The sequence below is a fragment of the Inquilinus limosus DSM 16000 genome, assembly GCF_000423185.1.
Lineage (GTDB): Bacteria > Pseudomonadota > Alphaproteobacteria > DSM-16000 > Inquilinaceae > Inquilinus > Inquilinus limosus.
Genome location: NZ_AUHM01000039.1, coordinates 24,665 through 47,036, shown reverse-complemented (window position 1 = coordinate 47,036; position 22,372 = coordinate 24,665). Strand labels below are relative to the sequence as shown.

The window sequence follows — 22,372 nt, the reverse complement described above, 5'->3', positions numbered from 1 at the left end:
GGATGGCAAGTAGAAAATTGGGGCAGTCAGCAAAGGGCCACAGCCTGGAGGGCCCATGCCCGATCGGGACGAGCGACACACGGTATCTCGCATGGATGCGGCCGAATGAGTCGACGCCGCACGCTGTCGCCGGTCGGACGCGAGACGCTGCACGACCGGGTCTATGCCGAGCTGCGCCGGTCGCTGATCCATGGCATGTTCGACGCCGGCGAGGTGCTGCGCATCGTCGAGTTGGCCGGGACGCTGCGGACCAGCACCATGCCGGTGCGCGAGGCGCTGGGCCGCCTGGTCTCGGAGCAGGCGCTGGAGGCGCTGCCCAACCGCTCGGTGCGGGTGCCGCTGATCACCCGCGAGCGGCTGGACGACTTGGCCCGCGCCCGTTGCCTGATCGAAGGCCAGGTGACGGCGCTGGCGCTGCCCAACCTGGCGAAAGAGGATTTCGCCCGCCTCCGCGAGCTCACGGTGGCGTGCGAGGAGGCTTTCCGCAGCGATGATCCGGACAAGGCGCACCGGACGTCGGAGCTGAACCACGACTTCCACTTCGCCATCTACCGCGCCGCCGGCTCGGCCGTGCTGATCCCGATCGTGGAGAGCCTGTGGCTGCAGTCCGGCCCCTATGTCCGCGCCGCCGCGCAGATCCATGACGAGCAGCGGGACATCCCGGCCACCCATTACCATTGGGAGCTGATCGAGGCGCTGGAGCGCGGCGATGCCGGCGGGGCGACCCAGGCGCTGACGAGCGACATCACCCGCTCCTTCCGCCTGATCCGCGGGCGGCTCGACGCCGAGGATGCCGAGGAGAGAGCCTATGGCTGACACACGCGACGACAGCTTCGAGCTATACGACCTGCGGGTCGAGGTGACGGCGCCGGAAGGCGGGCCGATCTATTGCGGCGCCAAGGTCGGCGACTATTTCGAGCTGCGCGGCGAGATGCTGCACCTGCCGCCGGGCCAGGGTTTCTCGATCTACTCGCTGGCGGCGCTGCTGCCGCTGCTGCCAGCCAAGCAGCGCCCGACCCATGCCAATGACTGGATGACGACGGATGCCGAGGTCGCCTGCCCCGATCCGAACTGCTCGTCGCGCTTCCGCATCACCCGGACCGGCCGGCGCCGGTTCAGCCATGCCGCGACCACCGCGGTGCCGCTTCATGACGACCGAGGCTAAGAGCATGCAGAGGATCCGGCTGGCCCCGGACTACGAGATCTCGCGCGTGATCCGCGGCGGCTGGCAGATGTCGAGCGGCCACGGCACGGTGCGCAGCGACGACCCGGTGGCCGACATGGTGGCCTTCGCCGATGCCGGCATCACCACCTTCGACTGCGCCGACATCTACACCGGGGTCGAGGAGATGATCGGCCGTTTCCGGCAGCGCTATCGCGACCTGCGCGGGGCGGAGGCGCTGGGCCGGATCAAGGTGCACACCAAGTTCGTGCCCGATCTCGATATCCTGCCGCGCATCCGCAAAGCCGATGTCGAAGCCGTGATCGACCAGTCGCTGCGGCGCCTGGGGCTGGAGAGGTTGGACCTCGTACAGTTCCACTGGTGGGACTACGCGGCGCCGCGCTGGCGCGAGGCGGCTCTGTGGCTGGAGGAGCTGCGCCGCGCCGGCAAGATCCACAAGATCGGCGGCACCAATTTCGACACCGACCACATGCTGGAGATCGTGCGGGCCGGCGTGAAGCTGACCGCCATGCAGGTGCAGTACTCGCTGCTCGACCGCCGGCCGGAACGGCGGATGGCCGAGGCCGCGGCCGATCACGGCGTCTCCTTCCTCTGCTACGGCACGGTCGCCGGCGGCTTCCTCGGCGACCGCTGGCTCGGCGCGGCGGAGCCGCGGGAGCCGCTGGAGAACCGGTCACTGGTCAAATACAAGCTGATCATCGACGATCTCGGCGGCTGGGACCTGTTTCAGGCCCTGCTGCAGTCGCTGCGCCGGGTCGCCGACCGGCACGGCACCGACATCGCCACGGTGGCCAGCGCCGCCATGCTCGGACGGCCCAGCGTGGCGGCGGTGATCGTCGGCGCCCGCAACCGCGACCACCTCGCCGCAAATCTCGCCATCTCGCATCTCGCCTTGACCGAGGCGGACCACGCCCTGATCGCCGAGGCGATGGCCGGGGCGCGCGAGATCGAGGGCGACGTCTACACGCTGGAGCGCGACCGCCACGGCCGCCACGGCGCGATCATGAAATACAATCTGAACAAGGGCGCCGCCTGACCTTCGTCAAAGCAACGGCCGGCGCAGATCGCCGGCCCAATCAAACAGGGAGAACAGCGATGAAACGGATCCTTCTGACCACTGCCCTGGTGGCGGCCGTCGCCGCACCGGCGCTGCCGGCCGCTGCCTGCGACATTACCGTCGGCGTGGTGATGGAGCTGACCGGCCCGGCCGGCGCCTATGGCCAGGCCGGTGCCAAATCCGTCGAGATGGCGTTCCGGGACATCAACGAGGCCGGCGGCGCCGCCGGCTGCAGGCTGGTGACCGACACCCGTGACAGCCAGAGCCAGGGCACCGTCGCCGTCGATCAGGCGACGCAGCTGGTCAACATCAAGAAGGTGCCGGTGGTGATCGGCGGCATCATCTCCTCGGTGACGATCCCGATCCTGACCTCGGTGACGGCGCCGGCCGGGGTGGTGCAGGTGTCGCCCGCCGCCTCCTCGCCGACGCTGACCGCGCTGGGCAAGCAGGGCAAGACCAACGGCGTGTTCTTCCGCACCATCACCTCGGACGCGCTGCAGGGCTCGGCGGCGGCGAAATACGCCCTCGACCAGGGCCTGAAGAAGATCGCCATCATCCACGTCAACAACGACTTCGGCGTGAACATCGTCCGAGAATTCTCGGCCGCCTACACCAAGCTCGGCGGCACCATCACCTCGACCACGCCCTACAACGAGCAGCAGTCGAGCTATTCCGCCGAAGCCAGCGCGGCCATGGCGGGCGAGCCGGAGGCGCTGTACCTGGTCAGCACCCCGGTCGACGGCGCCACCATCGCCCGCGCCTGGATCTCGGGCGGCGGCCCGCAGAAATTCCTGCTCAATGACGGCATGAACTCGGGCGACTTCATCGAAGCCGTCGGCGCGCAGTATCTGAACGACGCCTACGGCACCTCCTCGGGCACGACGAGGACTGCCTCGACCGACTATTTCACCGGCGCCTATGAGGCGTTCTCCGGCGGCATCAAGCCGGACGCGCCGGCGGCCGACCGAGCCTACGACGCCGGCGCCATCGTTGCACTGGCCATTGCCAAGGCCGGCAAGCCCGATGCCGCGGCGATCAAGGCCGCGATCCCGCAGGTGGTGGCCGAGGGCGGCACGCCGATCCATGCCGGCAGGGACGAGTTCGCCAAGGCACTGCAGTTGATCAAGGACGGCAAGCCGATCAAATACGAAGGCGTGATCGGCCCGGTGTCCTTCGACCCGTACGGCGACATCACCGGCCCGTTCCGGCTGTGGCGGATCCAGGACGGCAAGGTCACGACCATCGGCGAGATGAGCGCCGCCGAGGTCGACAAGATCAAGGCCGAGCTGGCGAAGTAGATCACGCCGGGACGCGAGAAAGACGATCGGGGCACCAGCGAAGCTGATGCAGATCGCTGCGTGTTGATCGAGGTGGTGTGTGGCCCGCCCCGTGCTCATCGCCCCCTGGCGGCGGCCCAGAGTTCCGCGATCGCGATCACCGCAGCATTGATCGGACCACTCGTGATGGACGGGATGACCGAGGCGTCGACGACGAAAAGGCCGTCGATGCCGCGCACCCGCAGCGAGCCGTCGACCACCGGCCCCAGGCTGCAGGTGCCGACCGGATGGTGATGGGTCATCGCCGCCCTGGCGAGGAAGGCGTCGAGATCCGTGTCCGCCTCCATCGCCGGACCGGGCAGGATCTCGCCGTCGCTCCATTCGGCGAGCGGCGCCGTCCGTCCGACCCTGCGGGCCAGGCGCAGCGCCGCGCGGAGGGTCCGGCGGTCGTGCTCGGTCGAGAGATAGGCGGGATCGATGACCGGCTCGTCCGTGACCGAAGGCCCGCCGGGCCGGACCGAGCCGCGGCTGGTCGGATGGGTGACGCCGCACATGATGGTGTAGGCGGCACCGGCCGCCGGCCGGTCGAAGGCCTCGGTCACCACCGGCAACACGACGCAGGCCAGGACCACATCCGGCGCGCCCTCCTGCCGGGATGGGTCGTCGCTGTGCAGATACATCAGCGATTCCGAGTGCTGGAGTTGTGACCGCGCCACCGGCCGCCGGGCGCGATAGACGTTGCCGGCCGCCAGCAGATGGTCGTGCAGGTTGCGGCCGACCTCCGGCAGATCGTGCCGGCAGGCGATGCCCGCGCCGCGCAGGACCTCCGGATCGCCGATGCCGGAGCGCATCAGCAGCAGCGGCGAGGCGACGGCGCCGGCGCAGAGCACGATCCGATCCGCGGTCACCGTCTCCTCCGCGCCATCGCGGGTGATCCGCGCGCCGCAGGCCTGCCCGGACCGCAGCACCAGGTCGTGGACAAGGACGCCGGTCAGCAGCGTCAGGTTCGGACGGCCGAGGATCGGCGCCAGATAGGCATCGGCGACGCTGACCCGGCGCCCGTCGCGGATCGTCAGCTGGTTCGGCGCCACGCCGGCCAGTGGTCCGGCGTTGTGGTCCCCCAGCCAGGGCGCGCCGATCGCCAGGCCGGCCGCCATGTAGTCGTGGATCAGCGGATGGACCTGCTCGTCCGGCAGCAGCACGTCGAGCGGACCGGCATCGCCATGCACGGCCGACGCCCCGCCGGAGAACCGCTCGCTGCGGCGGAAGGCGGGCAGCAGCGCCTCATGGGACCAGCCCGGGCCGCCCGCCGCGGCCCAGGGAGCGAAGTCGTCGGGATGGCCGCGGACATGCGCCATGGCGTGCAGGCAGCTGGAGCCCCCGACGATCCGCCCGCGCGGCCAGCCGTGGACGCGGCCGGCGGTGCCCGGCTGGGGCACCGTGCGATAGGCCCAGTCGTAGGACCGCCCCTGCAGGAAGGGCCATTGCGCGGGCACGGCGATGTCGGGGTCGGACGGCATCGCCCCGGCCTCGATCAGCCCGACGGACAAGGCCGGATCTTCGCTCAGCCGCGCCGCCACCACCGAGCCGGCGGAGCCGGCGCCGATCACCAGCACGTCGAAACCGGCCATGGTGGTGCTCCGCCAAAAATGGAGGAAAGGCGTCAGGCCACGGCCATGCCGGGGCCCAGGCGGTCGAGGATCTGGCGCTGCACCGCCCCGAGATGGGCCCGCATCGCCTGCTCCGCCGCGTCCGGATCGCGTGCGGCGATGGCGTCGGCGATCGCCTTGTGCTCGGCGTCGCGCTGCCGCAGCCGGTTCGGGCAGCTCGGGTTGTCGCTGTTGCCGAAGCGCAGCCGGGCGTCGGTCGCCACCTGACGGATCAGCGCGTAGAGCTCGGTCGCCAGGCTGTTGCGGGCGCCGGCCGCGACCGCCTTGTGGAAGGCCAGGTCGACCGCTCCGGCGGAGGCACCGGGCGGCGTGCTGGCGGCACGTTGGATCCGCATGATCTCCAGAGGCGAGGCGCGCAGCGCAGCCAGCCGGGCCAGCGCCGGCTCCAGCATCATGCGCAGCTCGATGATCTCGACCGGGTTGGTGTCGCGGGCGAGATCGTCGCCCCGCCGCGGCGCCGCGGTCCGCGGCCGCCCCGTCCGCGCCGGCCCCAGCTCTCCCGCCGCGCGCAGCTGGTCGAGGGCCCGGCGCAGCCGGTGCCGTTTGACGTTCAGCCGCTCCGCCAGCGCCCGCTCCGAAGGCGTGCCGCCTTCCTCGGCCAGGATGCCGCGCAGCGCCGCGACGATCTCGGCGAGGCTGTCGTCGCGGGTGGAGGGATCTGGCGTCTGATCGTCGGCGTTCTGGTGATCGGAAGGCGCCGATCGGTTCATCCTGGTCCCTCTGGCTTGCTTCGTTCTTGGCGTCTGTTCCGGCGGTCGGCCACACCGCAGCCACGGCATCGGCAGTCTCGACCACATGCGCCACCATAGCAACCATTTGCGATGGTTGACAAGAATGGTTGGCAGTGGTCGAGTTGTTCCGCCAAGCGCCGCCCAGACCGGCGCGACCCCGACAGGAGGCTTCCGATGCCCGGACAACCGGCTGACCGTCCATGGTCGGCAGGCCCGACGGAACGGGTGGCGCCGTGACCCCCGCCGCAGGCTACGACACCATCATCGTCGGCGCCGGCTCCGCCGGCTGCGTCCTCGCCGCCCGGCTGAGCGAGGATCCCGCCCGGCGCGTGCTGCTGCTGGAGGCCGGCGGCTGGGACCGCGACCCCTGGATCCACATCCCGCTGGGTTGGGGCAAGATCCTGCAGAAGCGGCTGCACGACTGGATGTATTTCTGCGAACCCGAGGCCAGTGTCGGCGGCCGCAAGGTGGAATGCGCCCGCGGCAAGGTGGTCGGCGGATCCTCCTCCACCAACGCCATGGCCTATGTCCGCGGCAATCGCGGCGACTATGACCGCTGGGCCGCCTCCGGGCTGGAGGAATGGTCCTATGCCCACGCCCTGCCCTATTTCCGGCGGCTCGAATCCTGGGAAGGCGGCGCCGATGCCTGGCGCGGCGGCGATGGCCCGATGCGGGTGCAGCACTGCCGCTACCAGGACCCGCTGCTCGAGGCCTATGCCGCCGCCGGGCAGGCAGCCGGGCATGGCTGGACCGAGGACTACAACGGCGCCCGGCAGGAGGGCTTCAGCCGGCTGCAGATGACGATCCGAGACGGGCGGCGCTGCAGCGCGGCGACGGCCTATCTGCGCCCGGCGCTGCGGCGGCCGAACCTGACGGTCTCGGTCGGGTCGATGGCCACCCGCATCCTGTTCGAGGGGACCCGCGCGGTCGGCATCGAATACGTCAAGGACGGCCAGGTGCGCACGGCCCGGGCGGATCGCGAGGTGATCCTGTCCGGCGGCGTCATCAACAGCCCGCAGCTGCTGATGCTGTCCGGCATCGGCGACCCTGATCAGTTGGCGGCGCAGGGCATCGGCACCCGCATCCCGCTCAAGGGCGTCGGCCGCAACCTGCAGGACCATGTCTCGACCATCCTGATGTACCACCGGCGCGAGCCGGGGCCGTTCCATCGGATGATGCGGGCCGACCGGATCGCGGTCGAGCTCGGCAAGGCCTATGCCTTCGGCAAAGGCTTCGCCGCCGATGTGCCCGGTGGCGTGGTGGCCTTCCTGAAGACCCGGGCGGAGCTGGCGCTGCCCGACGTGCAGTTCCTGCTGACCGCGGCGCCGCTCGGCGCCTGGCCCTATTTCAAGCCGTTCAAGCAGCCCTTCACGGATGCCTTCGCCTGCCGCGTGGTGGCGATCCAACCGGAGAGCCGCGGCACCGTTTCTCTTGCCTCCGCCGATCCGATGGCGGCGCCTGTCATCCGCCAGAACTTCCTGGCGAGCGACGCGGATTGGCGCAGCCTCCGTGCCGGCATCCGGATGGCGCGGGAGGTGATGGCGCAGGGCCCGATGGAGCGCTTCGTCGCCCGTGAATCCGCGCCCGGGGCCGCCAAAGCGACGGATGACGAGATCGACGCCTATATCCGCGCCACCTCGATCACCGTGCACCACCCGCTCGGCACCTGCCGCATGGGCGTGTCGGCCGACGACGGGGCGGTGGTCGACCCGCAGCTCAGGGTGCATGGCGCCGAAGGGCTGCGCGTGATCGACGCCGCGGTGATGCCCGACCTGACCTGCGGCAACATCAACGCCCCGGTGCTGATGATCGCCGAGCGCGCCGCCGACCTGATCCGCGGCGTGCCGACGCTGGCGCCGGCCTCGATCCCGACCAATGAGCCAACCAATCATCAACCAAATACATCACAACCAAACAATATGGTTGAAACGGTCGGCCAGAGGGCATACGGTCGTGGGTAAGAACGGACAAACGATCCGAGACAGGGGAGCGACATGACGGACACACGCGCCACGGCGCCGGCCGCGTCCAATCGCGACGCCGCCCTGAAGGCGCTCTATGACGACGTCTTCAACAAGAACATGTTCCCGTTCTGGGCCAGCTCGACCGATGTCGATCACGACGAGATCAGGCAGCTGATGGGCACCCAGAAGGCCGTGCCCTTCCTGTGGAGCTACAAGGAAGATATCGCGCCGATCCTGAAGCGCTCCGCCGAGCTGATCCACATGGACGATTCCGAGCGGCGCTCGCTGATCCTGGTCAATCCCGGCCTGTCGCCGCGGCGGGCGACGGTCAGCACCATGTACACGGCCTATCGCCTGAACGACCCGAACGAGGTGATGCCGCCGCACCGGCATTCGCCCAGCGCCATCCGCTTCGGCCTGACCGGCAAGAGCAACTTTACCGGGGTCGAGGGCGAGGACATCACCTTCGGCCCGGGCGACATGGTGCTGACGCCGGTCGACGCTTGGCACAACCATGGCAACACGGGCGACGAGCCGGCGGTCAATCTGTCGGTCCTGGACCTGCCGCTGGTCGAGACCCTGAACGCGGTCTATTTCGAGCACGACTACGCCGAGGACGGCGTCCTCAAGAAGGTGCAGACCGCGCGCTTCCCCAGCGACTATTCCGCCCGTGTCTACGGCGCCGGCGGGCTGCGGCCGCGCTTCATCGACCATCACCGCGGCTCCGGCCTGTCGTCGCCGATGTATGTCTATCGCTGGGACGCGATGCGGGAGCAGCTGGAGCGGTTCAAGGACTGGGACGGCGACCCGTACGAGGCGCTGATGATCGAATATGTCGACCCGCTGACCGGCGGGCCGGTGTTCAAGACCATCACCTTCTTCGCCCAGATGCTGCGCCCGGGCGAGCGGACCCGGCCGCTGCGCCAGACCGCCAGCCTGCTGGTGGCGCCCTTCCAGGGCAGCGGCCATTCCATGGTCGACGGCAAGCGCTTCGACTGGACCGAATTCGACACGCTGGCGGTGCCCGGCGGATCCTGGTGCGAGCATGTGAACGGGTCCGACACCGAGCCCGCGATCCTGTTCGTGGCCAGCGACGAGCCGGCGCTGAAGGCCTTCGGCCTGTTCCACAAATGGGGCCGCGACATCAGCGGCGACGTGGTCCGCATGATCTGACGGACCGCCCCGGTCCGACAGCGTCCGGGCGTCCCGCCGGCCTCTCCTCTCCCCGAACGATTCCGAGGCCAACTTGCCGAGTTCCGCCAACACGACCCTCGTCTCACATATCGACTGTCCCGGCGGCGGCCAGGTCTGGGTCGAGGGGACAACGCTCTATATCGGCCATATGCGGTCGCCGAGCGGCACGACCATCGTCGACGTCGCCGATCCCCGGAACCCGAAGGTGATCGCGCGGTTGGAGCTGCCTGAGGGCTGGCATTCGCACAAGGTGCGGGTGAAGGGCGACATCATGATCGTCAACCACGAGAAGCTGGGGCAGAGCGGCCCGGCGGATTTCGGCGGCGGCATCGCGATCTACGACGTGTCCCGGCCCAGCACGCCCAGGCTGATCTCGAAATGGATGACCGCCGGCCGCGGCGTCCACCGCTACGATTTCGACGGCCGCTACGCCTACATCTCGCCGACCGCCGAAGGCTATGTCGGCAACATCGTGATGATCCTCGATTTGATCGACCCGGCCCGGCCTGTCGAGGTCGGGCGCTGGTGGATCCCCGGCCAGTGGACCGGCGGGGACGAGGAATACCCCTGGGCCGAATGGGTGCCGCCGCGCTGCCACCACCCGATCCGGGCGGGCGACCGGCTCTATGTCAGCTACTGGCACCACGGGCTGTTCATCCTCGACATCGCCGACATGGCGCGGCCGAAGCTGATCTCGCAGCTGAACACCAGCCCGTCCTTCCCGCACCCGACCCACACCTGCCTGCCGGTCCCGCAGCCGCTGAAGGGCCGCAAGATCATGGTCGTGGCCGACGAGGACGTGGCCAAGCTGCGGCCGTCGCCGCCCGCCTTCGCCTGGATCTACGACATCACCGAAGAGCGGCTGCCGCTGCCGATCGCGACCTTCCAGGTGCCGGGGCTGGACCGGGACGGGTCGCCGCAGCCGCCGATGACCGGCTGCCATCAGCCGTCGGAGCGCTTCACCGGCACAATCATCCCCTTCGCCTGGTTCGCGCAGGGGCTGCGGCTGGTCGACATCGCCGACCCCTTCGCCCCGCGCGAGGTCGGCCATTTCCTGCCCGACCCGCCGGCCGGCGAGGAGCGGGCGTCGTCGAACGACGTCACCATCGACGACCGCGGCCTGATCTATCTGATCGACCGGATCAACGGCGTCGACATCATCGAAACCAGCGTCTTCTGAAGGGGGCTGCCTTGTCCGACACCGCAGACGCCGCGCAGCGCTACGCCATCGGCCGCAAGAATCCGAACCTGCCCTTCCATCCAGGGGTGCGGGCCGGCGACTTCATCTTCGTCTCCGGCCAGGTCGGCAAGGACGCCGAGGGCAACATGGTCCACGGCACGATCGAGGAGGAGACGCGGGCCACGATCGAGGCGATCCAGCGGGTTCTGGCGGAGGATGGTGCGACTCTGGCCGATGTCGTCCGGGTCACGACCTATCTCGAGGATGCCCGCGACTTCGGCCGCTACAACAAGATTTTCGCCGAATACTTCAAGGACGCGGCGCTGGCGCGGACCACCGTCGAGGCGCGCGCCGTGATCAACACCAAGATCGAGATGGACGCCATCGCCTACCGCCCACTGAAGGGTGCGTGAAGTTCGGGAGGCAAGAATGATCAGACTGCTGGGCCGGCACACCTCCGGCAACGTGCAGAAGGTGCTGTTCCTCCTGGAGGAGCTGGGTGTCGCCTATGAGCGCGAGGATTACGGCCGCCAGTTCGGCAACACCCTGACCGACGAATACCGGGCGCTGAACCCGAACATGAAGGTGCCGACCCTGGTCGACGGCAGCACCGTGATCTGGGAGTCGCACACCATCCTGCGGTATCTGGCGGCGCTGCACGGCCCGGCCCTGACCGGCGCGACCCCGGCCGAGAAGACCGACGTCGAGCGCTGGATGGACTGGCTGCTGGCCAGCGTCAACAGCCTCTACGTCGCCATCTTCAAGGACGCCAAGAAGCCGCCGGAGGAGCGCGGCGCGGAGTTCGCGGCGCAGGGCAAGGAGCTGGCGGAGCTGCTGGCGATCGCCGACCGGCATCTGGCCGGGCGGGACTGGTTCGCGCTGGGCCGCCTGACCCTCGCCGACATCGCGCTGGGCCCGATCCTGAAGCGCTGCCTGGGCTTCCCGATCGACCGGCCGGCCGCCTTCGCCAATCTCGACCGTTGGATGGCGGCGCTCGAGGCCCGGCCGGCGTTCCGCAAGGCAACGGCGGGGTGAGTTGCTGAGGACAGGCCCAAAGGGGCCCGGGTTGGGATGGACCGGATGGGAAGAGCTGGATCATGCCCGTGGCGAGACTGAAGGAGCCCCCGGCGGCGGCGACGACCGACGCGGCCCAGATCGCGGCCGAAGGCGTGTCGGTGACCTTCGACATTCTCGGCGTGCGGCAGCAGGTGCTGCGCGATATCAGCCTGACCGTGCCCCGGGGATCCTTCGTCTGCCTGATCGGCCCGTCCGGCTGCGGCAAGAGCACCTTGCTCAAGGTGCTGGCCGGCCTGCTGCCGCCGACCGAAGGCCGGGTCCGCGTCGCCGGGCTGCCGCCCGAGGAGGCGGTGCGGCGGCGGATCATCGGTCTGGTGTTCCAGGACGCGAACCTGCTGCCCTGGAAGAACGCGCTCGACAACGCGGCCCTGCTGCGCGAGGTGGCGGACAAATCCCTGTCCCGGACCGAGGTGCTGGACCGGGCGCGGGCGATGCTGCGGCTGGTCGGGCTGGAGGATGCGGAAGCCAAGCGGCCGAGCCAGCTGTCCGGCGGAATGCGCCAGCGCGTCGCTATCGCCCGCGCGCTGACGCTGGAGCCCGACATCCTGCTGATGGACGAGCCCTTCGGCGCGCTCGATGCGATCACGCGGGAGGAGATGAGCCGATCGCTGCTGGAGATCTGGGAGCGCACCGGCAAGACCATCGTCCTGGTGACCCATTCGATCGATGAGGCGGTGCTGCTGTCGCGGCACGTCCACGTCATGGGCGTCGGCCCGGGCCGGATCATCGACAGCATCGAGATCCCCCTGCCCTATCCGCGTGGCGAGGACAGCTACGCCGATCCGCGCTTCCGGGCGATGGAGAGCCGGCTGCGGTCGCTGCTGGTCCAGAGCCATGCGATGAGGGGGCAGCCATGAACGGCGCCACGATCCTCGCCCGCCGGAGCGCGGCGACATCGGCATGGCTGCCGGCCGTCGTGCTGCTGCTGGCCACGATCGCGGCCTGGGAGGCGGCGGTGTGGGTCTTCAGCATCTCCAGCTTCATCGTGCCGGCGCCCTCGGCGATCGGGGCGACTCTCATGCGTGAGGCCGGGCCGCTTCTGGAGGCGACGCGGGTGACCGCGGTCGAGATCCTGGTCGGCTTCCTGGTCGCGGCCGTGGTCGGCATCGCGCTGGCCATGATCATCGCCCGGTTCCGGCTGCTGGGCCGGGCGCTGTATCCGCTGATCGTGCTGTTCCAGACCGTGCCGAAGGTGGCGCTGGCGCCGATCTTCATCCTGTGGTTCGGCTACGACCTGGCGCCGAAGGTGGGGCTGATCCTGGTGATCGCCTTCTTCCCGGTGACGCTGTCGATGCTGGCCGGGCTGGAGGCGGCGGAGCCCGGGCTGCTGTCGCTGATGCGCTCGGTCGGTGCCAGCCGGACCACGATCCTGCTGCGCATCCAGATCCCCTACGCCCTGCCGCAGCTGATGGCCGGGCTGAAGATCGCCGTCACCTTCAGCGTCATCGGCGCGATCGTCGGCGAATTCGCCGGCGCCTCGGCGGGCCTGGGCTACCTGATCCAGTTCGCCTCGACCCAGCTGGACACGCCGATGGTGTTCGCGGCGCTGCTGGTCGTGTCGGTGGTCGGGGTCGTCTTCTACTACGCGATGGAACTGCTGGAGCGGCTGGTGGTGCCCTGGGCGCCGAAATTCGATCCGGCGCTGCGGTCCGCCTGATCCGAGCGAATCCGAAAGGCCGCGGGAGGCTGATGATGGTGAGGAGATCGGTCTGTGGAGCCCTGGCGGGCCTGGCGGCGATGGTCCTGGCGGCCCCGGCCCTGGCCGCCGACCAGGTGAGCGTCCAGCTCGACTGGGTGGTGCGTGGCAACCACGCCATGTTCTTCGTGGCCAAGGAAAAGGGCTATTTCGCCCAGAACGGAATCGAGGTCACTGAGATCCGCAAGGGCACCGGGTCGCCCGATGCCATGCGGCTGGTGGCGAACGGCAATGCCGAGTTCGGCTTCGGCGACCTGCCGACCCTGGCCGTGGCGCGGTCGCAGAATGTCCCGGTGGTGGCGCTGGCCGCGGTCAACCAGCGCTCGCCGCTCGGCATCATCGCTTTGGCCAAGAGTCACCAGTTGAAGGCGCCGACCGACATCAAGGGCCTCAACATCGGCATCCATCCCGCGGGGTCGACCTACATCTTCTTCAAGGCATTCCTGGCGGCCAACGGCATGGCCGAGGCCGACATGAAGATGAGCAGCGTGTCGCCGCCCTATGAGAGCTATCTGCTGCTCGGCCGGGTCGACGCGGTGCCGGGCTACATCGATGCCGAGGTGCCGGAGCTGGAGGCCAAGGCAGGCGGGCCGGGGTCGCTGAGCATCCTGCTCGGCGCCGATTACGGCTACGACGTCTACGGCTCCGGCCTGTTCACCTCGGAGGCCATGCTCAAGGACAAGCCGGATGTGGTGAAGCGCTTCGTCGCCGCCTATCTCGAGGCCTTCCGCTTCACCGCCGAGAACCCGAAGGAGGCCGCGGCGATCACGGCCAAGGCGGCGCCGGGCTATGCCGGCAAGGAGAATGTCCTGGCGGCGCAGCTGCAGGCCGATATCGACCACACCTTCACGGACGCCGACACCGAAGCCAACGGCCTGGGTTGGATGACGCAGGAGAAGTGGACGAAGACGATCAAGGTGCTGACCGACCAGGGCGCGCTGAAGGGCACGGTGGCGGCGGACGCCGCCTTCACCGACGCCTATCTGAAGCCCTGAGCGAAGGAGGACGACGATGCCGAGCCTTCAGGTCGCGGTGATCGGCCTCGGCACGATGGGGCCGGGGATCGCGGCGACGCTCGCCCGCGGCGGCATGGATGTCCGGGTGCACGATGTGGCGCCGGCCGCGATCGAGCGCGCCCGCACGGCGATCCCGCAGGCGGCTTCGGTGCTGGACCGGCTGGGCATCACCCCGCCGGACTCCCGCGAGGGCACGGTCAGCTTCCACGAGGGCCTGGCCGGGGCGGTCGCCGGAGCCGGCCTCGTGATCGAGAACGTGCCGGAGAAGGTCGAGATCAAGGCCGAGGTCTACCGCGCGCTGGCCCCGCTGCTGCCGGCCGAGACCATCGTCGCCTCCGACACCTCCGGCATCCCGATCACGACGCTGCAAGGCTTCCTGTCGCATCCCGAACGGCTGGTCGGCATGCACTGGTCGAACCCGCCGCACATCATTCCGATGATCGAGGTGATCGCCGGCAAGCACACCGCGCCTGCGACCGTCACCTTCATCGCCGACCTGATCCGGTCGCTGAAGCTGCTACCGGTGGTGGTGAAGAAGGATGTGCCGGGCTTCGTCGAGAACCGTATCCTCTATGCCCTGCTGCGCGAGGCGATCGATCTGGTCGACCAGGGTGTGATCGACGAGGAGGGCATGGACACCTGCGTGTCCTGGGGCATCGGCTACAAGCTCGCCGTGGTCGGGCCGATGCGGCTGCTCGACATGGCGGGGCTGGACATCTACCACTCGGTGGCCAGCTTCCTGAATGCCGACCTGTCCGACCGCCGCGACGTGGCGGACTACGTCACCGAACGGACCCGGGCCGGCAAGCTGGGGATCAAGAGCGGTGAAGGCATCTTCCCCTATACGCCGGAGCAGATTCGCGAGCTGCAGGCGGAGCGCGCCCGGCGCCTGGTCGCCGTGCGGCGGATCCTGGAGGGGCGGGACGGATGAGTCAGCGGCAGACCAGCCGGTCGCCTTCCGGCGCGCAGCCCACCGCGATCGCCGCCCGTGCGGCGACCGGGCCGGCATGGCGCGGCAGGTCGATCGGGCTGCGTGTCGCCCAACTGCGGCCGGCCACGCCGCACCACAGCGCCTCGACCGGCAACCGATCCTGCCTGTCGTTGAGCAGGTACACCGCGCCGCCGGCCGGATCGAACCACAGCCGGGCGCTGACCGCGCCGCCCGGCCCGGCCTGGCCGAGATCGACCGAGTACCAATGGGCGATGGCGGCGCCGCAGGCGATCTGGCCGTCGCCGCGGTTCTCCGCCCGGAACACCCGTTCGGTCAGCTCCTCCGGCCCATGCCCGGCCGCGAAGGCCGGCAGTGCCATGAGCGCCAGGGCGGTCGACAGCAGGTTGCGAGACCGGAACTGCACCATCGAACCGCTCCAGAAGGCTGACTTGCGACAAGATCAATACTAAATGAAGATGACATCACAATAAGCAAATACAAAGAATGTATTTGCACTTCCGAAACAACAAACAGGGAGCCGAGACATGTTGAAATCCATGATGATCAGAGCCAGCCTCGGCGCGCTGATGCTGGCGCTGGCCTCGACCGTGGGAGGCGCCGCGGAGGTCAAGAGCATCGCCATCCTGACGCCGGAGCAGGGTACCGATTTCGGCTGGAACCAGCAGGGCGTCGCCGCGGCCAAGGCGGCCGGCGATAAGGCAGGGGTGCAGGTCACCGTGGCCGAGGGCCTGGGTTATGGTGATGTGCGGCCGACGATGCGCGAGCTGGTGGAGGACGGGGCCAGCCTGCTGATCGCCCATGCCAGCGGCTACAACACCTCCGCCCCCGAGATCGCGGCCGAGACCGGCGTGCCGGTGGCGATCGTCGACCGCCCGGACCTGCTGAAGCCCGGGCTGATCGCCGACTACACGCTGAGCGGCCATGAGGGCGCCTATCTGGCCGGGCGGCTGGCGGCGAAGATGACCCGCACCGGCACGGTCGGCATCGTGGTGTCGGGCGAGCCGCCGTCGTGGAACTCGCAATCCGCCGCCTTCGCCCAGGGCGTGAAGGCGGAGAAGCCGGCGGTGAAGATCCGCTATGCCGTGATCGGCCCGGCCGCCTATAGCGATGCGGCGGGCGGCAAGCGTGTGACGGAATCCGTGATTGCGGCCGGCGCCGACATCATCTTCGGCCAGGGCAACGGGTCCAGCTTCGGCATGATCCAGGCGGTCGAGACCAGCAAGGCGACGGACGGCGGCAAGGTCTATTTCATCGACGTGATCGGCGACAAGTCCAGCATCGACAAGGGCAACCTGCTGTCCTCCGTCATCTGGAACATCACCCCGGTCTATGCGGCGATGATCGCGGACCTGAAGGCCGGCAGCTTCGGCACCAAGCACTACGCCATCGGGCTGGCCGACGATTCCGTGCAACTGCTGAAGACCAAGGCGATCCCGGACGATGTCTGGACCCAGCTGCAGGCGATCAAGGCCGACATCGTCAGCGGCAAACTGAAGGTCGAGCCGGTCTGGGAGGCGGCGGCGGTCCGGGCGCTGATGTCGGACGTGTCGGCAACGGCGCAGTAAGCTCGCGAGGAGCCCGCCGGGCCATCCCGGCGGGCCGCGGAACGACGGATCCATGACCGCATCATCACCGGAACCCGGCGCGCCGATCATCGCGCTGCGCGGCATCACCAAGCGCTTCCCCGGGGTCGTCGCCAACGACCAGGTCGATCTGGCGGTTCGGCCCGGCGAGGTGCATGTGCTGCTGGGCGAGAACGGGGCCGGCAAATCGACCCTGATCGCGATGCTGTCCGGCCTGCTGCAGCCGGATGACGGCGCCATCCTGGTCGACGGGCGCGAGCAGGCCATCGCCTCGCCCCGCCATGCGCTCGGCCTCGGCATCGGCACGGTGTTCCAGCACGTCATGCTGGCCCCGACCCTGACCGTGGTGGAGAATCTGGCGCTCGGCCGGCCTTGGTGGCGCCGGCCCGACCGCGCCCGGCTGGCGGCCGAGTTCGGCCGCACCGCCGAGGGGCTGGGCCTGTCGATCGACCCGCAGGCCGTCACCGGCGCGCTGTCGCTGGGCGAGCAGCAGCAGGCCGAGATCGTGCGCGCGCTGCTGCGCGGCAGCCGGGTGCTGATCCTGGACGAGGCGACGGCGATGCTGACGCCGAAGGGGGTGGAGGAGCTGGGCGCGCTGATGCGGCGGCTGGCCGGGCGCGGCATCGCCGTCGTCTTCATCACTCACAAGCTGAAGGAGGCCTTCGACTTCGGCGACCGCATCTCGATCCTCCGCCTCGGCCGCAAGGTCGGCGAGATCCCGCCGGAGCGGCTGCGGACGCTGGACGAGCGCACAGCCACGACCGAGATCGTGCATCTGATGTTCGGTTCTTCTTCTGAGTCCCCCCTCCCCTCGCCTTCTTTGAGTCCCCCCTCCCCTCGCGGGAGGGGGATAGGGGGAGGGGGTTCTCTCGGCTCGACCCGGCCTGGATTATCCGCGGACGGCGAGTTCGGTCCTCTGCCCATTCGCGCGCAGACGCGCGCAGGCCCCTCCCCCTACCCCCCTCCCGCAAGGGGAGGGGGGGCAATAAAAGACAGCGCACCAGTTCTGGTTGTGCAGGGGCTGAGCGTGCCCGGGCAGGGCTCGGCGGCGGTGGCCGACATCGCGCTGGAGGTGGCGCCGGGCGAGATCCTGGGCATCGCCGGGATCGACGGCAACGGCCAGCAGCAGCTCGCCGAAGCGCTGGCGGGACAGCGGCCGGCGAGCGGCGGCACGGTGCTGCTGGACGGCTGCCCGATCGAGCGGCTGGATGTCGGCGCGCGCCGCCGGCTGGGCCTGCGCTACGTCACCGACGACCGGCTGGGCGAGGGTACGGTCGGCCCCTTCCCCGTCTCCCTCAACCTGCTGCTGAAGCAGATCGGCGAGGCCCCGTTCTGGTCGCGCGGGCTGGAGCGGCCGGACGAGATCGACCGCCATGCCCGCGCCCTGGTCGCCGCCTTCGACGTGCGGACCCCGGGCATCCGGACGCCGGTCGGCCGCTTGTCCGGCGGCAACATCCAGAAGGTGCTGCTGGCGCGCGAGCTGTCCGGCGCCGCCCGGGTGGTGATCTACAGCAAGCCGACCTACGGGCTTGACCTGCAGACCACGCTCGCCGCGCGGCGGCGGATCCGCGACGCCGCCGATGCCGGGGTCGCCACCATCCTGATCTCCACCGACCTCGAGGAGCTGCTGGAGCTGGCGGACCGGATCGCGGTGATGTCGCGCGGCCGTATCGCCGGCACGGTGGCCAATGACGACCATGCGCGGCGGCGCGTCGGCGAGCTGATGATCGGGGCGGCGTCATGACGGTCGACACGGTGAACGGCACGGCCCCCGTGCAGAAGCCGCCGGCATCGCCCGGCGCGGCCGGCATCGCCCTGCACTGGGCTCTGGTGACGCTGGGCCCGATCCTGGCCGCCCTGCTGCTGTCAGGCGGCGTGCTCCTGGCGCTGGGCGCCGACCCGCTGGCCTATTACGGGCTGGTGCTGCAGCGCGGCCTCCTGTCCTGGCTCGGGCTGCAGGCGTCGCTGTCGCGGATGGCGCCGCTGCTGCTCCTCGCCGCCGGGCTGATCGTCGCCTTCCGGGCCGGCATCTGGAATCTCGGCACCGACGGCCAGTTCCTGCTGGCCGCGGTGATCGTCGCCGCGGCCGGGCCGCCTCTGGCAGCGGCGCTGCCGGGCTGGATCGCGCTGCCGCTGTGCCTGGTCCTGGCCGCGGCGGTCGGCGCCGCCTGGTCGCTGCTGCCGGCGCTGCTGCGCGCCTATCAGGGGGTGAACGAGATCATCACCACGCTGATGATGACCTTCCTCGGCACCTCCTTCGCCAATGTGCTGGTGAAGCTGGCCTTCCGCGACCCGGCGACGACCGTGCCGCAGACCCGAACCCTGCCGGTGGACGACCGGCTGCCGCGGCTGTTCGGCACCACCATCAGCGGCGGCCTCGTACTCGGCCTCGTCGCCGTGGTCCTGGTCCATCTGATGATGACCCGCACCGCCTTCGGGCTGAAGCTGCGGGTGGTCGGCGCCAATGCCCGCGCCGCAATCCATGCCGGGCTGCCGGTGCCGCGGCTGACCGTCGCCGTCTTCGCCATCTCGGCCGGGCTCGCGGCCATGGCGGGCGCGGTCGACATCATCGGCGTGCAGGGCAATGTCCGCGCCGACTGGAACCCGGCCTACGGCCTGGCGGTGATCCCGCTGGTGTTCCTGGCCCGGTTCAACGGCTTCGCCAGCATCGCCTTCGTCTTCCTGTTCTCGGTGCTGTCGATCGGCGGCGAGAGCGCGGCGCGGCGGCTGGGCGTGCCGCATTTCTTCACCCTGGTGGTGATGGCGATCCTGCTGATCGTCCTGGCGCTGGTCGAATATGTCGACCACCGGCGCCGCGAACGGAGGGGGGCCTGAGCATGGACGGGCTCTTGACCCAGGCCTTCCTGACCTCGCTGGTGCTCGGCGCCATCACCGCCGGCGTACCGCTGCTGCTGGCCGGGCTGGGCGAGCAGATCTCGCAGAAGGCCGGCGTGCTCAATGTCGGCATCGAAGGCATGATGCTGGCCGGCGCCTATCTCGGCTTCCTCGTCGCCTTCTCCAGCGGCTCGATCTGGCTGGGGTTCCTCGGCGGCGCGGGCGGCGGGCTGCTGGTCGCCCTGCTGATGGCGCTGCTCTGCGTCCGGCTCGGCCTCAACCAGATCGTCATCGGCATCGCCCTGACCCTGGGCGCCGAGGGCATGACCGCCCTGCTCCACTATTTCCAGTTCGCCCAGAGCTACCCTCGGCTGGAGGGTGCCGCCACCCTGCCGATCCCGCTCCTGTCGGCGATCCCGGTGATCGGCCCAGCCCTGTTCGACCGGCACCCGGTGGTCTATCTCGCGGTGGCACTGACCTTCCTCCTGGCCTGGGTGTTCCGGCGCACCGCGCTCGGCCTCGACCTCCAGGCGGCCGGCGACAAGCCGGCGGCGCTGGATGCCGCCGGGGTCGACGTCATCGGCGTCCGCACCGCCGCGGTGCTGGCGACCGGCGCGCTGGCCGGCATCGGCGGCGCCTTCCTGGCCAATATCGGCGCCGGGCTGTTCATCCCCTTCATGACCAACGGCGCCGGCTTCATCGGCATCGTGCTGGCGATGCTGGCGCGCGGCCGGCCGGTCTGGGTGCTGCTCGGCGCCCTCTTGTTCGGCGCCTGCCTGTCGATGACCACCGCGCTGCAGGTCGCCGGCGTCGACGTGCCGACCGACGTGATCCAGATGCTGCCCTTCGCCGCGGTGATGGCGGTGCTGGTGCTGTTCGGCCGACGCGCCAGCCTGCCCGCGGCGCTGGGCCTGCCTTATGTCCGAGGTGCCCGCTGATCCCTTCCGGAGGAACCCTGCCATGACAGACACCAAGGTCTACCTGCTCGACGGCGGCTCGCTCGTCCTCGACGGCTACCACGTCTTCTGGAACCGCGGGCCCGGCGGCGAGATCCGCTTCCCGGTCTATTCGATCCTGGTCGAGCATGCCGAGGGCAGCTTCCTGATCGACAGCGGCTTCGACTACGACCACGTGATGAAGGTGCTGCCCTTCGAGAAGCCGCAGCAGACCAGGGAGCAGACCATCCCCGGCGCGCTCGGCCTGCTGGGGCTGGAGCCGAAGGATGTCGGCGTCGTCGTCAACTCGCACTTCCACTTCGACCATGTCGGCGGCAACAAGTACTTCCCCCACGCCAAGAAGATCTGCCATCGGGACGAGATCGCCCAGGCGGCGACGCCGCAGCCCTTCGAGGTGCTGGGCTATTCGGACCTGAGCTTCTCGGCCGAGGCCGCCGCCGCCCGCGGCAAGAGCGACCAGCTGCTGCCCGGCACCACCGAGGCCAATTCCCGCTTCGAGACGGTCGTGGGCGATGTCGAGCTGGCCCGCGGCGTCCACCTGCTGTTCACGCCCGGCCACGCCATCGGCCACTACAGCCTGCTGGTCGAATTCCAGACCCGGCGGCCGATCCTGTTCACCATCGACGCCGCCTACACCCAGAAGAGCCTGGAGACTTTGTGCCAGGCATCGTTCCACATCGACCCGGTCGCGGGCGTCGCCTCGATGCGCCGCCTCGCCAAGCTGGCGGAGGAGCGGGAGGCGGAGCTGATGTTCTCGCACGACCCCGCGAACTTCCCGCACTACCAGACCGGCCCGAAATTCTACGGATGAGGTGACGGCCATGCCCGACCCGACGATCCGCGAACCTGCCTTCACCCTCACCTCCGGACCGGTCGACGCCTATCCGGCGGTGCTGCGCGGGCTGTCGCGCACCATCCACTACGACTTCGACCCGTTCTTCCAGGCCTTCTACGAGCAGGTCACCGACAAGGCGCGGACGGCGATGCGCCTGTCGACCCCGCCGGTGATCCTGCACGGCGAGCCGGTGCTGGGGCTGGAGGCCGCGGCCGCCTCGCTGATCGCCCGCGAGGACGTCGTGCTGAATCTCGCCTCCGGCGTCTACGGCAAGGGCTTCGGCTTCTGGGCCAAACGATACTGCGCGGAGCTGGTCGAGATCGAGGTGCCGTACAACGAGGCGATCGACCCGGACGCCGTCGCCCGCATGCTGCAGGCACGGCCCGAGATCCGCATCGTGTCGGTCTGCCACCACGACACGCCGTCCGGCACGATCAACCCGGTCGAGGCGATCGGCCGGATCGTGCGGGAGCACGGCACCTGGCTGATCGTCGACGCGGTGTCGTCCTTCGGCGGCATGGACGTGCATCCCGAGGCCTGCTGCGCCGACATCTTCGTCACCGGCCCGAACAAGTGCCTGGGCGGCGCGCCGGGACTGAGCCTGCTCGGCGTCTCCGACCGCGCCTGGGCCAAGATGAAGGCCAATCCCGACGCGCCCCGCGCCTCGATGCTGAGCCTCCTGGACTGGGAGCACGCGTGGAAACGGGACCAGCCCTTCCCCTTCACCCCCTCGGTCGCCGAGGTCAACGGCCTGGACGCCGCGCTGGACCAGTACTTGGCGGAAGGGCCTGAGGCGGTGTGGGCTCGCCATGCGCTGACCGCCCGCGCCTGCCGGGCCGGGCTGCAGGCGATGGGGCTGGCGCTGTGGCCGGCGCGCGAGGCCATCGCCTCCCCCACCACCACGGCTGTGCGGGTGCCGGACGGCGTGGCCGACGAGGCTCTGCGCCGGACGGCGCGGGAGCGCTACGGCGTCGCCTTCTCCTCCGGCCGCGGCGAGACGCTGGGGAAGCTGGTGCGCATCGGCCATATGGGACCGACCGCCCAGCCGCTCTACGCCGTGGTGGCGATCAGCGCGCTCGGCGGAGCGCTGGGCACGCTGGGCCACGCGGTCGATATCGGTCGCGGCGTGGCGGCGGCGATGGAGGCCATCGACGCCGGCTGAACAA

General features: G+C 69.7%; 22 protein-coding genes. 19 read left to right on the top strand and 3 right to left on the bottom strand.

Features of this window, described 5'->3' with window-relative positions:
- Window positions 1–105: 105 nt before the first annotated feature.
- Genes G537_RS0126720 through G537_RS0126705 form a run of 4 tightly spaced genes read left to right on the top strand, consistent with a single transcriptional unit; the run spans window position 106 to window position 3,538 of the window.
- On the top strand, window positions 106–816 hold the full coding sequence (locus G537_RS0126720; RefSeq protein WP_026872704.1) for a GntR family transcriptional regulator: 711 nt from the start codon (window positions 106–108) through the stop codon (window positions 814–816).
- Complete coding sequence (locus G537_RS0126715; RefSeq protein ID WP_026872703.1) at window positions 809–1,165, top strand: TIGR04076 family protein; 357 nt, start codon at window positions 809–811, stop codon at window positions 1,163–1,165. Before G537_RS0126720 ends, G537_RS0126715 begins: the two co-directional genes overlap by 8 nt.
- Window positions 1,149–2,219 carry an aldo/keto reductase gene (locus tag G537_RS0126710; protein ID WP_425402307.1) on the top strand — a complete coding sequence of 357 codons (1,071 nt, stop codon included), beginning with the start codon at window positions 1,149–1,151 and terminating at the stop codon, window positions 2,217–2,219. Before G537_RS0126715 ends, G537_RS0126710 begins: the two co-directional genes overlap by 17 nt.
- A gap of 59 nt (window positions 2,220–2,278) precedes the next feature.
- Window positions 2,279–3,538 (top strand): ABC transporter substrate-binding protein, encoded by a 1,260-nt coding sequence (locus tag G537_RS0126705; RefSeq protein WP_026872701.1) that lies wholly within the window; start codon window positions 2,279–2,281, stop codon window positions 3,536–3,538.
- Between the two features lie 95 nt (window positions 3,539–3,633).
- Here G537_RS0126705 and G537_RS0126700 read toward each other — a convergent pair whose 3' ends face one another.
- Entirely contained in the window at window positions 3,634–5,148 is a 1,515-nt protein-coding gene (locus G537_RS0126700; RefSeq protein ID WP_026872700.1) for a GMC family oxidoreductase, read from the bottom strand.
- A 32-nt stretch (window positions 5,149–5,180) separates the two neighbouring features.
- Window positions 5,181–5,897: a FadR/GntR family transcriptional regulator gene (locus tag G537_RS42425; protein WP_081689065.1), complete on the bottom strand. Its 717-nt coding sequence runs from the start codon at window positions 5,895–5,897 to the stop codon at window positions 5,181–5,183.
- A 254-nt stretch (window positions 5,898–6,151) separates the two neighbouring features.
- On the opposite strand from G537_RS42425, the gene G537_RS40095 reads away from it, so the two are divergent.
- The 9 genes from G537_RS40095 (at window position 6,152) to fhmpcd1 (ending at window position 14,976) form a co-directional block, all read left to right on the top strand.
- The gene (locus tag G537_RS40095) at window positions 6,152–7,879 is read left to right on the top strand and encodes a GMC family oxidoreductase (protein ID WP_211230519.1); all 1,728 of its coding nucleotides are present in this window, start codon (window positions 6,152–6,154) and stop codon (window positions 7,877–7,879) included.
- Window positions 7,880–7,912: 33 nt separating this feature from the next.
- The gene (locus tag G537_RS0126685; protein ID WP_026872699.1) at window positions 7,913–9,055 is read left to right on the top strand and encodes a cupin domain-containing protein; all 1,143 of its coding nucleotides are present in this window, start codon (window positions 7,913–7,915) and stop codon (window positions 9,053–9,055) included.
- Window positions 9,056–9,128: 73 nt separating this feature from the next.
- The gene (locus G537_RS0126680) at window positions 9,129–10,256 is read left to right on the top strand and encodes an LVIVD repeat-containing protein (protein WP_026872698.1); all 1,128 of its coding nucleotides are present in this window, start codon (window positions 9,129–9,131) and stop codon (window positions 10,254–10,256) included.
- 11 nt (window positions 10,257–10,267) lie between these two features.
- The gene (locus tag G537_RS0126675) at window positions 10,268–10,669 is read left to right on the top strand and encodes a RidA family protein (protein WP_081689064.1); all 402 of its coding nucleotides are present in this window, start codon (window positions 10,268–10,270) and stop codon (window positions 10,667–10,669) included.
- Between the two features lie 16 nt (window positions 10,670–10,685).
- Window positions 10,686–11,291, top strand: coding sequence for a glutathione S-transferase family protein (locus tag G537_RS0126670; RefSeq protein ID WP_026872696.1), 606 nt, complete (start codon window positions 10,686–10,688; stop codon window positions 11,289–11,291).
- 62 nt (window positions 11,292–11,353) lie between these two features.
- Complete coding sequence (locus G537_RS0126665; RefSeq protein ID WP_026872695.1) at window positions 11,354–12,190, top strand: ABC transporter ATP-binding protein; 837 nt, start codon at window positions 11,354–11,356, stop codon at window positions 12,188–12,190.
- Window positions 12,187–12,990 (top strand): ABC transporter permease, encoded by an 804-nt coding sequence (locus G537_RS40090; RefSeq protein ID WP_034853128.1) that lies wholly within the window; start codon window positions 12,187–12,189, stop codon window positions 12,988–12,990. The genes G537_RS0126665 and G537_RS40090 overlap by 4 nt, the downstream gene beginning before the upstream one ends.
- Window positions 12,991–13,025: 35 nt before the next feature.
- On the top strand, window positions 13,026–14,024 hold the full coding sequence (locus G537_RS0126655) for an ABC transporter substrate-binding protein (RefSeq protein ID WP_026872694.1): 999 nt from the start codon (window positions 13,026–13,028) through the stop codon (window positions 14,022–14,024).
- A gap of 16 nt (window positions 14,025–14,040) precedes the next feature.
- Window positions 14,041–14,976: a 5-formyl-3-hydroxy-2-methylpyridine 4-carboxylate 5-dehydrogenase gene (gene fhmpcd1 / locus G537_RS0126650; protein WP_026872693.1), complete on the top strand. Its 936-nt coding sequence runs from the start codon at window positions 14,041–14,043 to the stop codon at window positions 14,974–14,976.
- Between the two features lies 1 nt (window position 14,977).
- On the opposite strand, the gene G537_RS40085 is transcribed toward fhmpcd1, so the two are convergent.
- A complete protein-coding gene (locus G537_RS40085; RefSeq protein WP_051249176.1) occupies window positions 14,978–15,403 on the bottom strand; it encodes a hypothetical protein in 426 nt (141 codons plus the stop codon).
- A 118-nt stretch (window positions 15,404–15,521) separates the two neighbouring features.
- On the opposite strand from G537_RS40085, the gene G537_RS0126640 reads away from it, so the two are divergent.
- Genes G537_RS0126640 through ppaT form a run of 6 tightly spaced genes read left to right on the top strand, consistent with a single transcriptional unit; the run spans window position 15,522 to window position 22,368 of the window.
- A complete protein-coding gene (locus G537_RS0126640; protein ID WP_026872692.1) occupies window positions 15,522–16,562 on the top strand; it encodes a putative B6 ABC transporter substrate-binding protein in 1,041 nt (346 codons plus the stop codon).
- 52 nt (window positions 16,563–16,614) lie between these two features.
- Window positions 16,615–18,324, top strand: coding sequence for an ABC transporter ATP-binding protein (locus G537_RS44785; protein ID WP_026872691.1), 1,710 nt, complete (start codon window positions 16,615–16,617; stop codon window positions 18,322–18,324).
- Window positions 18,321–19,415, top strand: coding sequence for a putative B6 ABC transporter permease subunit 2 (locus tag G537_RS0126630; protein ID WP_026872690.1), 1,095 nt, complete (start codon window positions 18,321–18,323; stop codon window positions 19,413–19,415). The genes G537_RS44785 and G537_RS0126630 overlap by 4 nt, the downstream gene beginning before the upstream one ends.
- Before the next feature lie 2 nt (window positions 19,416–19,417).
- Window positions 19,418–20,353: a putative B6 ABC transporter permease subunit 1 gene (locus G537_RS0126625; protein WP_026872689.1), complete on the top strand. Its 936-nt coding sequence runs from the start codon at window positions 19,418–19,420 to the stop codon at window positions 20,351–20,353.
- Window positions 20,354–20,375: 22 nt separating this feature from the next.
- Window positions 20,376–21,182 carry a 4-pyridoxolactonase gene (gene pldA, locus G537_RS0126620; protein WP_026872688.1) on the top strand — a complete coding sequence of 269 codons (807 nt, stop codon included), beginning with the start codon at window positions 20,376–20,378 and terminating at the stop codon, window positions 21,180–21,182.
- A gap of 10 nt (window positions 21,183–21,192) precedes the next feature.
- Window positions 21,193–22,368, top strand: coding sequence for a pyridoxamine--pyruvate transaminase (gene ppaT, locus G537_RS0126615; protein WP_026872687.1), 1,176 nt, complete (start codon window positions 21,193–21,195; stop codon window positions 22,366–22,368).
- Window positions 22,369–22,372: the final 4 nt, after the last annotated feature.

What these genes read in the sequence shown, in the direction of transcription:
- G537_RS0126700 (WP_026872700.1), bottom strand. Translation starts at nt 5,148, where the DNA reads ATGGCCGGTTTCGACGTGCTGGTGATCGGCGCCGGCTCCGCCGGCTCG.
- G537_RS40090 (WP_034853128.1), top strand. Translation starts at nt 12,187, where the DNA reads ATGAACGGCGCCACGATCCTCGCCCGCCGGAGCGCGGCGACATCGGCA.
- G537_RS0126705 (WP_026872701.1), top strand. Translation starts at nt 2,279, where the DNA reads ATGAAACGGATCCTTCTGACCACTGCCCTGGTGGCGGCCGTCGCCGCA.
- G537_RS0126685 (WP_026872699.1), top strand. Translation starts at nt 7,913, where the DNA reads ATGACGGACACACGCGCCACGGCGCCGGCCGCGTCCAATCGCGACGCC.
- G537_RS0126670 (WP_026872696.1), top strand. Translation starts at nt 10,686, where the DNA reads ATGATCAGACTGCTGGGCCGGCACACCTCCGGCAACGTGCAGAAGGTG.
- pldA (WP_026872688.1), top strand. Translation starts at nt 20,376, where the DNA reads ATGACAGACACCAAGGTCTACCTGCTCGACGGCGGCTCGCTCGTCCTC.
- G537_RS0126710 (WP_425402307.1), top strand. Translation starts at nt 1,149, where the DNA reads ATGACGACCGAGGCTAAGAGCATGCAGAGGATCCGGCTGGCCCCGGAC.
- G537_RS0126625 (WP_026872689.1), top strand. Translation starts at nt 19,418, where the DNA reads ATGGACGGGCTCTTGACCCAGGCCTTCCTGACCTCGCTGGTGCTCGGC.
- G537_RS44785 (WP_026872691.1), top strand. Translation starts at nt 16,615, where the DNA reads ATGACCGCATCATCACCGGAACCCGGCGCGCCGATCATCGCGCTGCGC.
- G537_RS0126715 (WP_026872703.1), top strand. Translation starts at nt 809, where the DNA reads ATGGCTGACACACGCGACGACAGCTTCGAGCTATACGACCTGCGGGTC.
- ppaT (WP_026872687.1), top strand. Translation starts at nt 21,193, where the DNA reads ATGCCCGACCCGACGATCCGCGAACCTGCCTTCACCCTCACCTCCGGA.
- G537_RS0126640 (WP_026872692.1), top strand. Translation starts at nt 15,522, where the DNA reads ATGTTGAAATCCATGATGATCAGAGCCAGCCTCGGCGCGCTGATGCTG.
- G537_RS42425 (WP_081689065.1), bottom strand. Translation starts at nt 5,897, where the DNA reads ATGAACCGATCGGCGCCTTCCGATCACCAGAACGCCGACGATCAGACG.
- G537_RS40085 (WP_051249176.1), bottom strand. Translation starts at nt 15,403, where the DNA reads ATGGTGCAGTTCCGGTCTCGCAACCTGCTGTCGACCGCCCTGGCGCTC.
- G537_RS0126655 (WP_026872694.1), top strand. Translation starts at nt 13,026, where the DNA reads ATGGTGAGGAGATCGGTCTGTGGAGCCCTGGCGGGCCTGGCGGCGATG.
- fhmpcd1 (WP_026872693.1), top strand. Translation starts at nt 14,041, where the DNA reads ATGCCGAGCCTTCAGGTCGCGGTGATCGGCCTCGGCACGATGGGGCCG.
- G537_RS0126665 (WP_026872695.1), top strand. Translation starts at nt 11,354, where the DNA reads ATGCCCGTGGCGAGACTGAAGGAGCCCCCGGCGGCGGCGACGACCGAC.
- G537_RS0126720 (WP_026872704.1), top strand. Translation starts at nt 106, where the DNA reads ATGAGTCGACGCCGCACGCTGTCGCCGGTCGGACGCGAGACGCTGCAC.
- G537_RS0126630 (WP_026872690.1), top strand. Translation starts at nt 18,321, where the DNA reads ATGACGGTCGACACGGTGAACGGCACGGCCCCCGTGCAGAAGCCGCCG.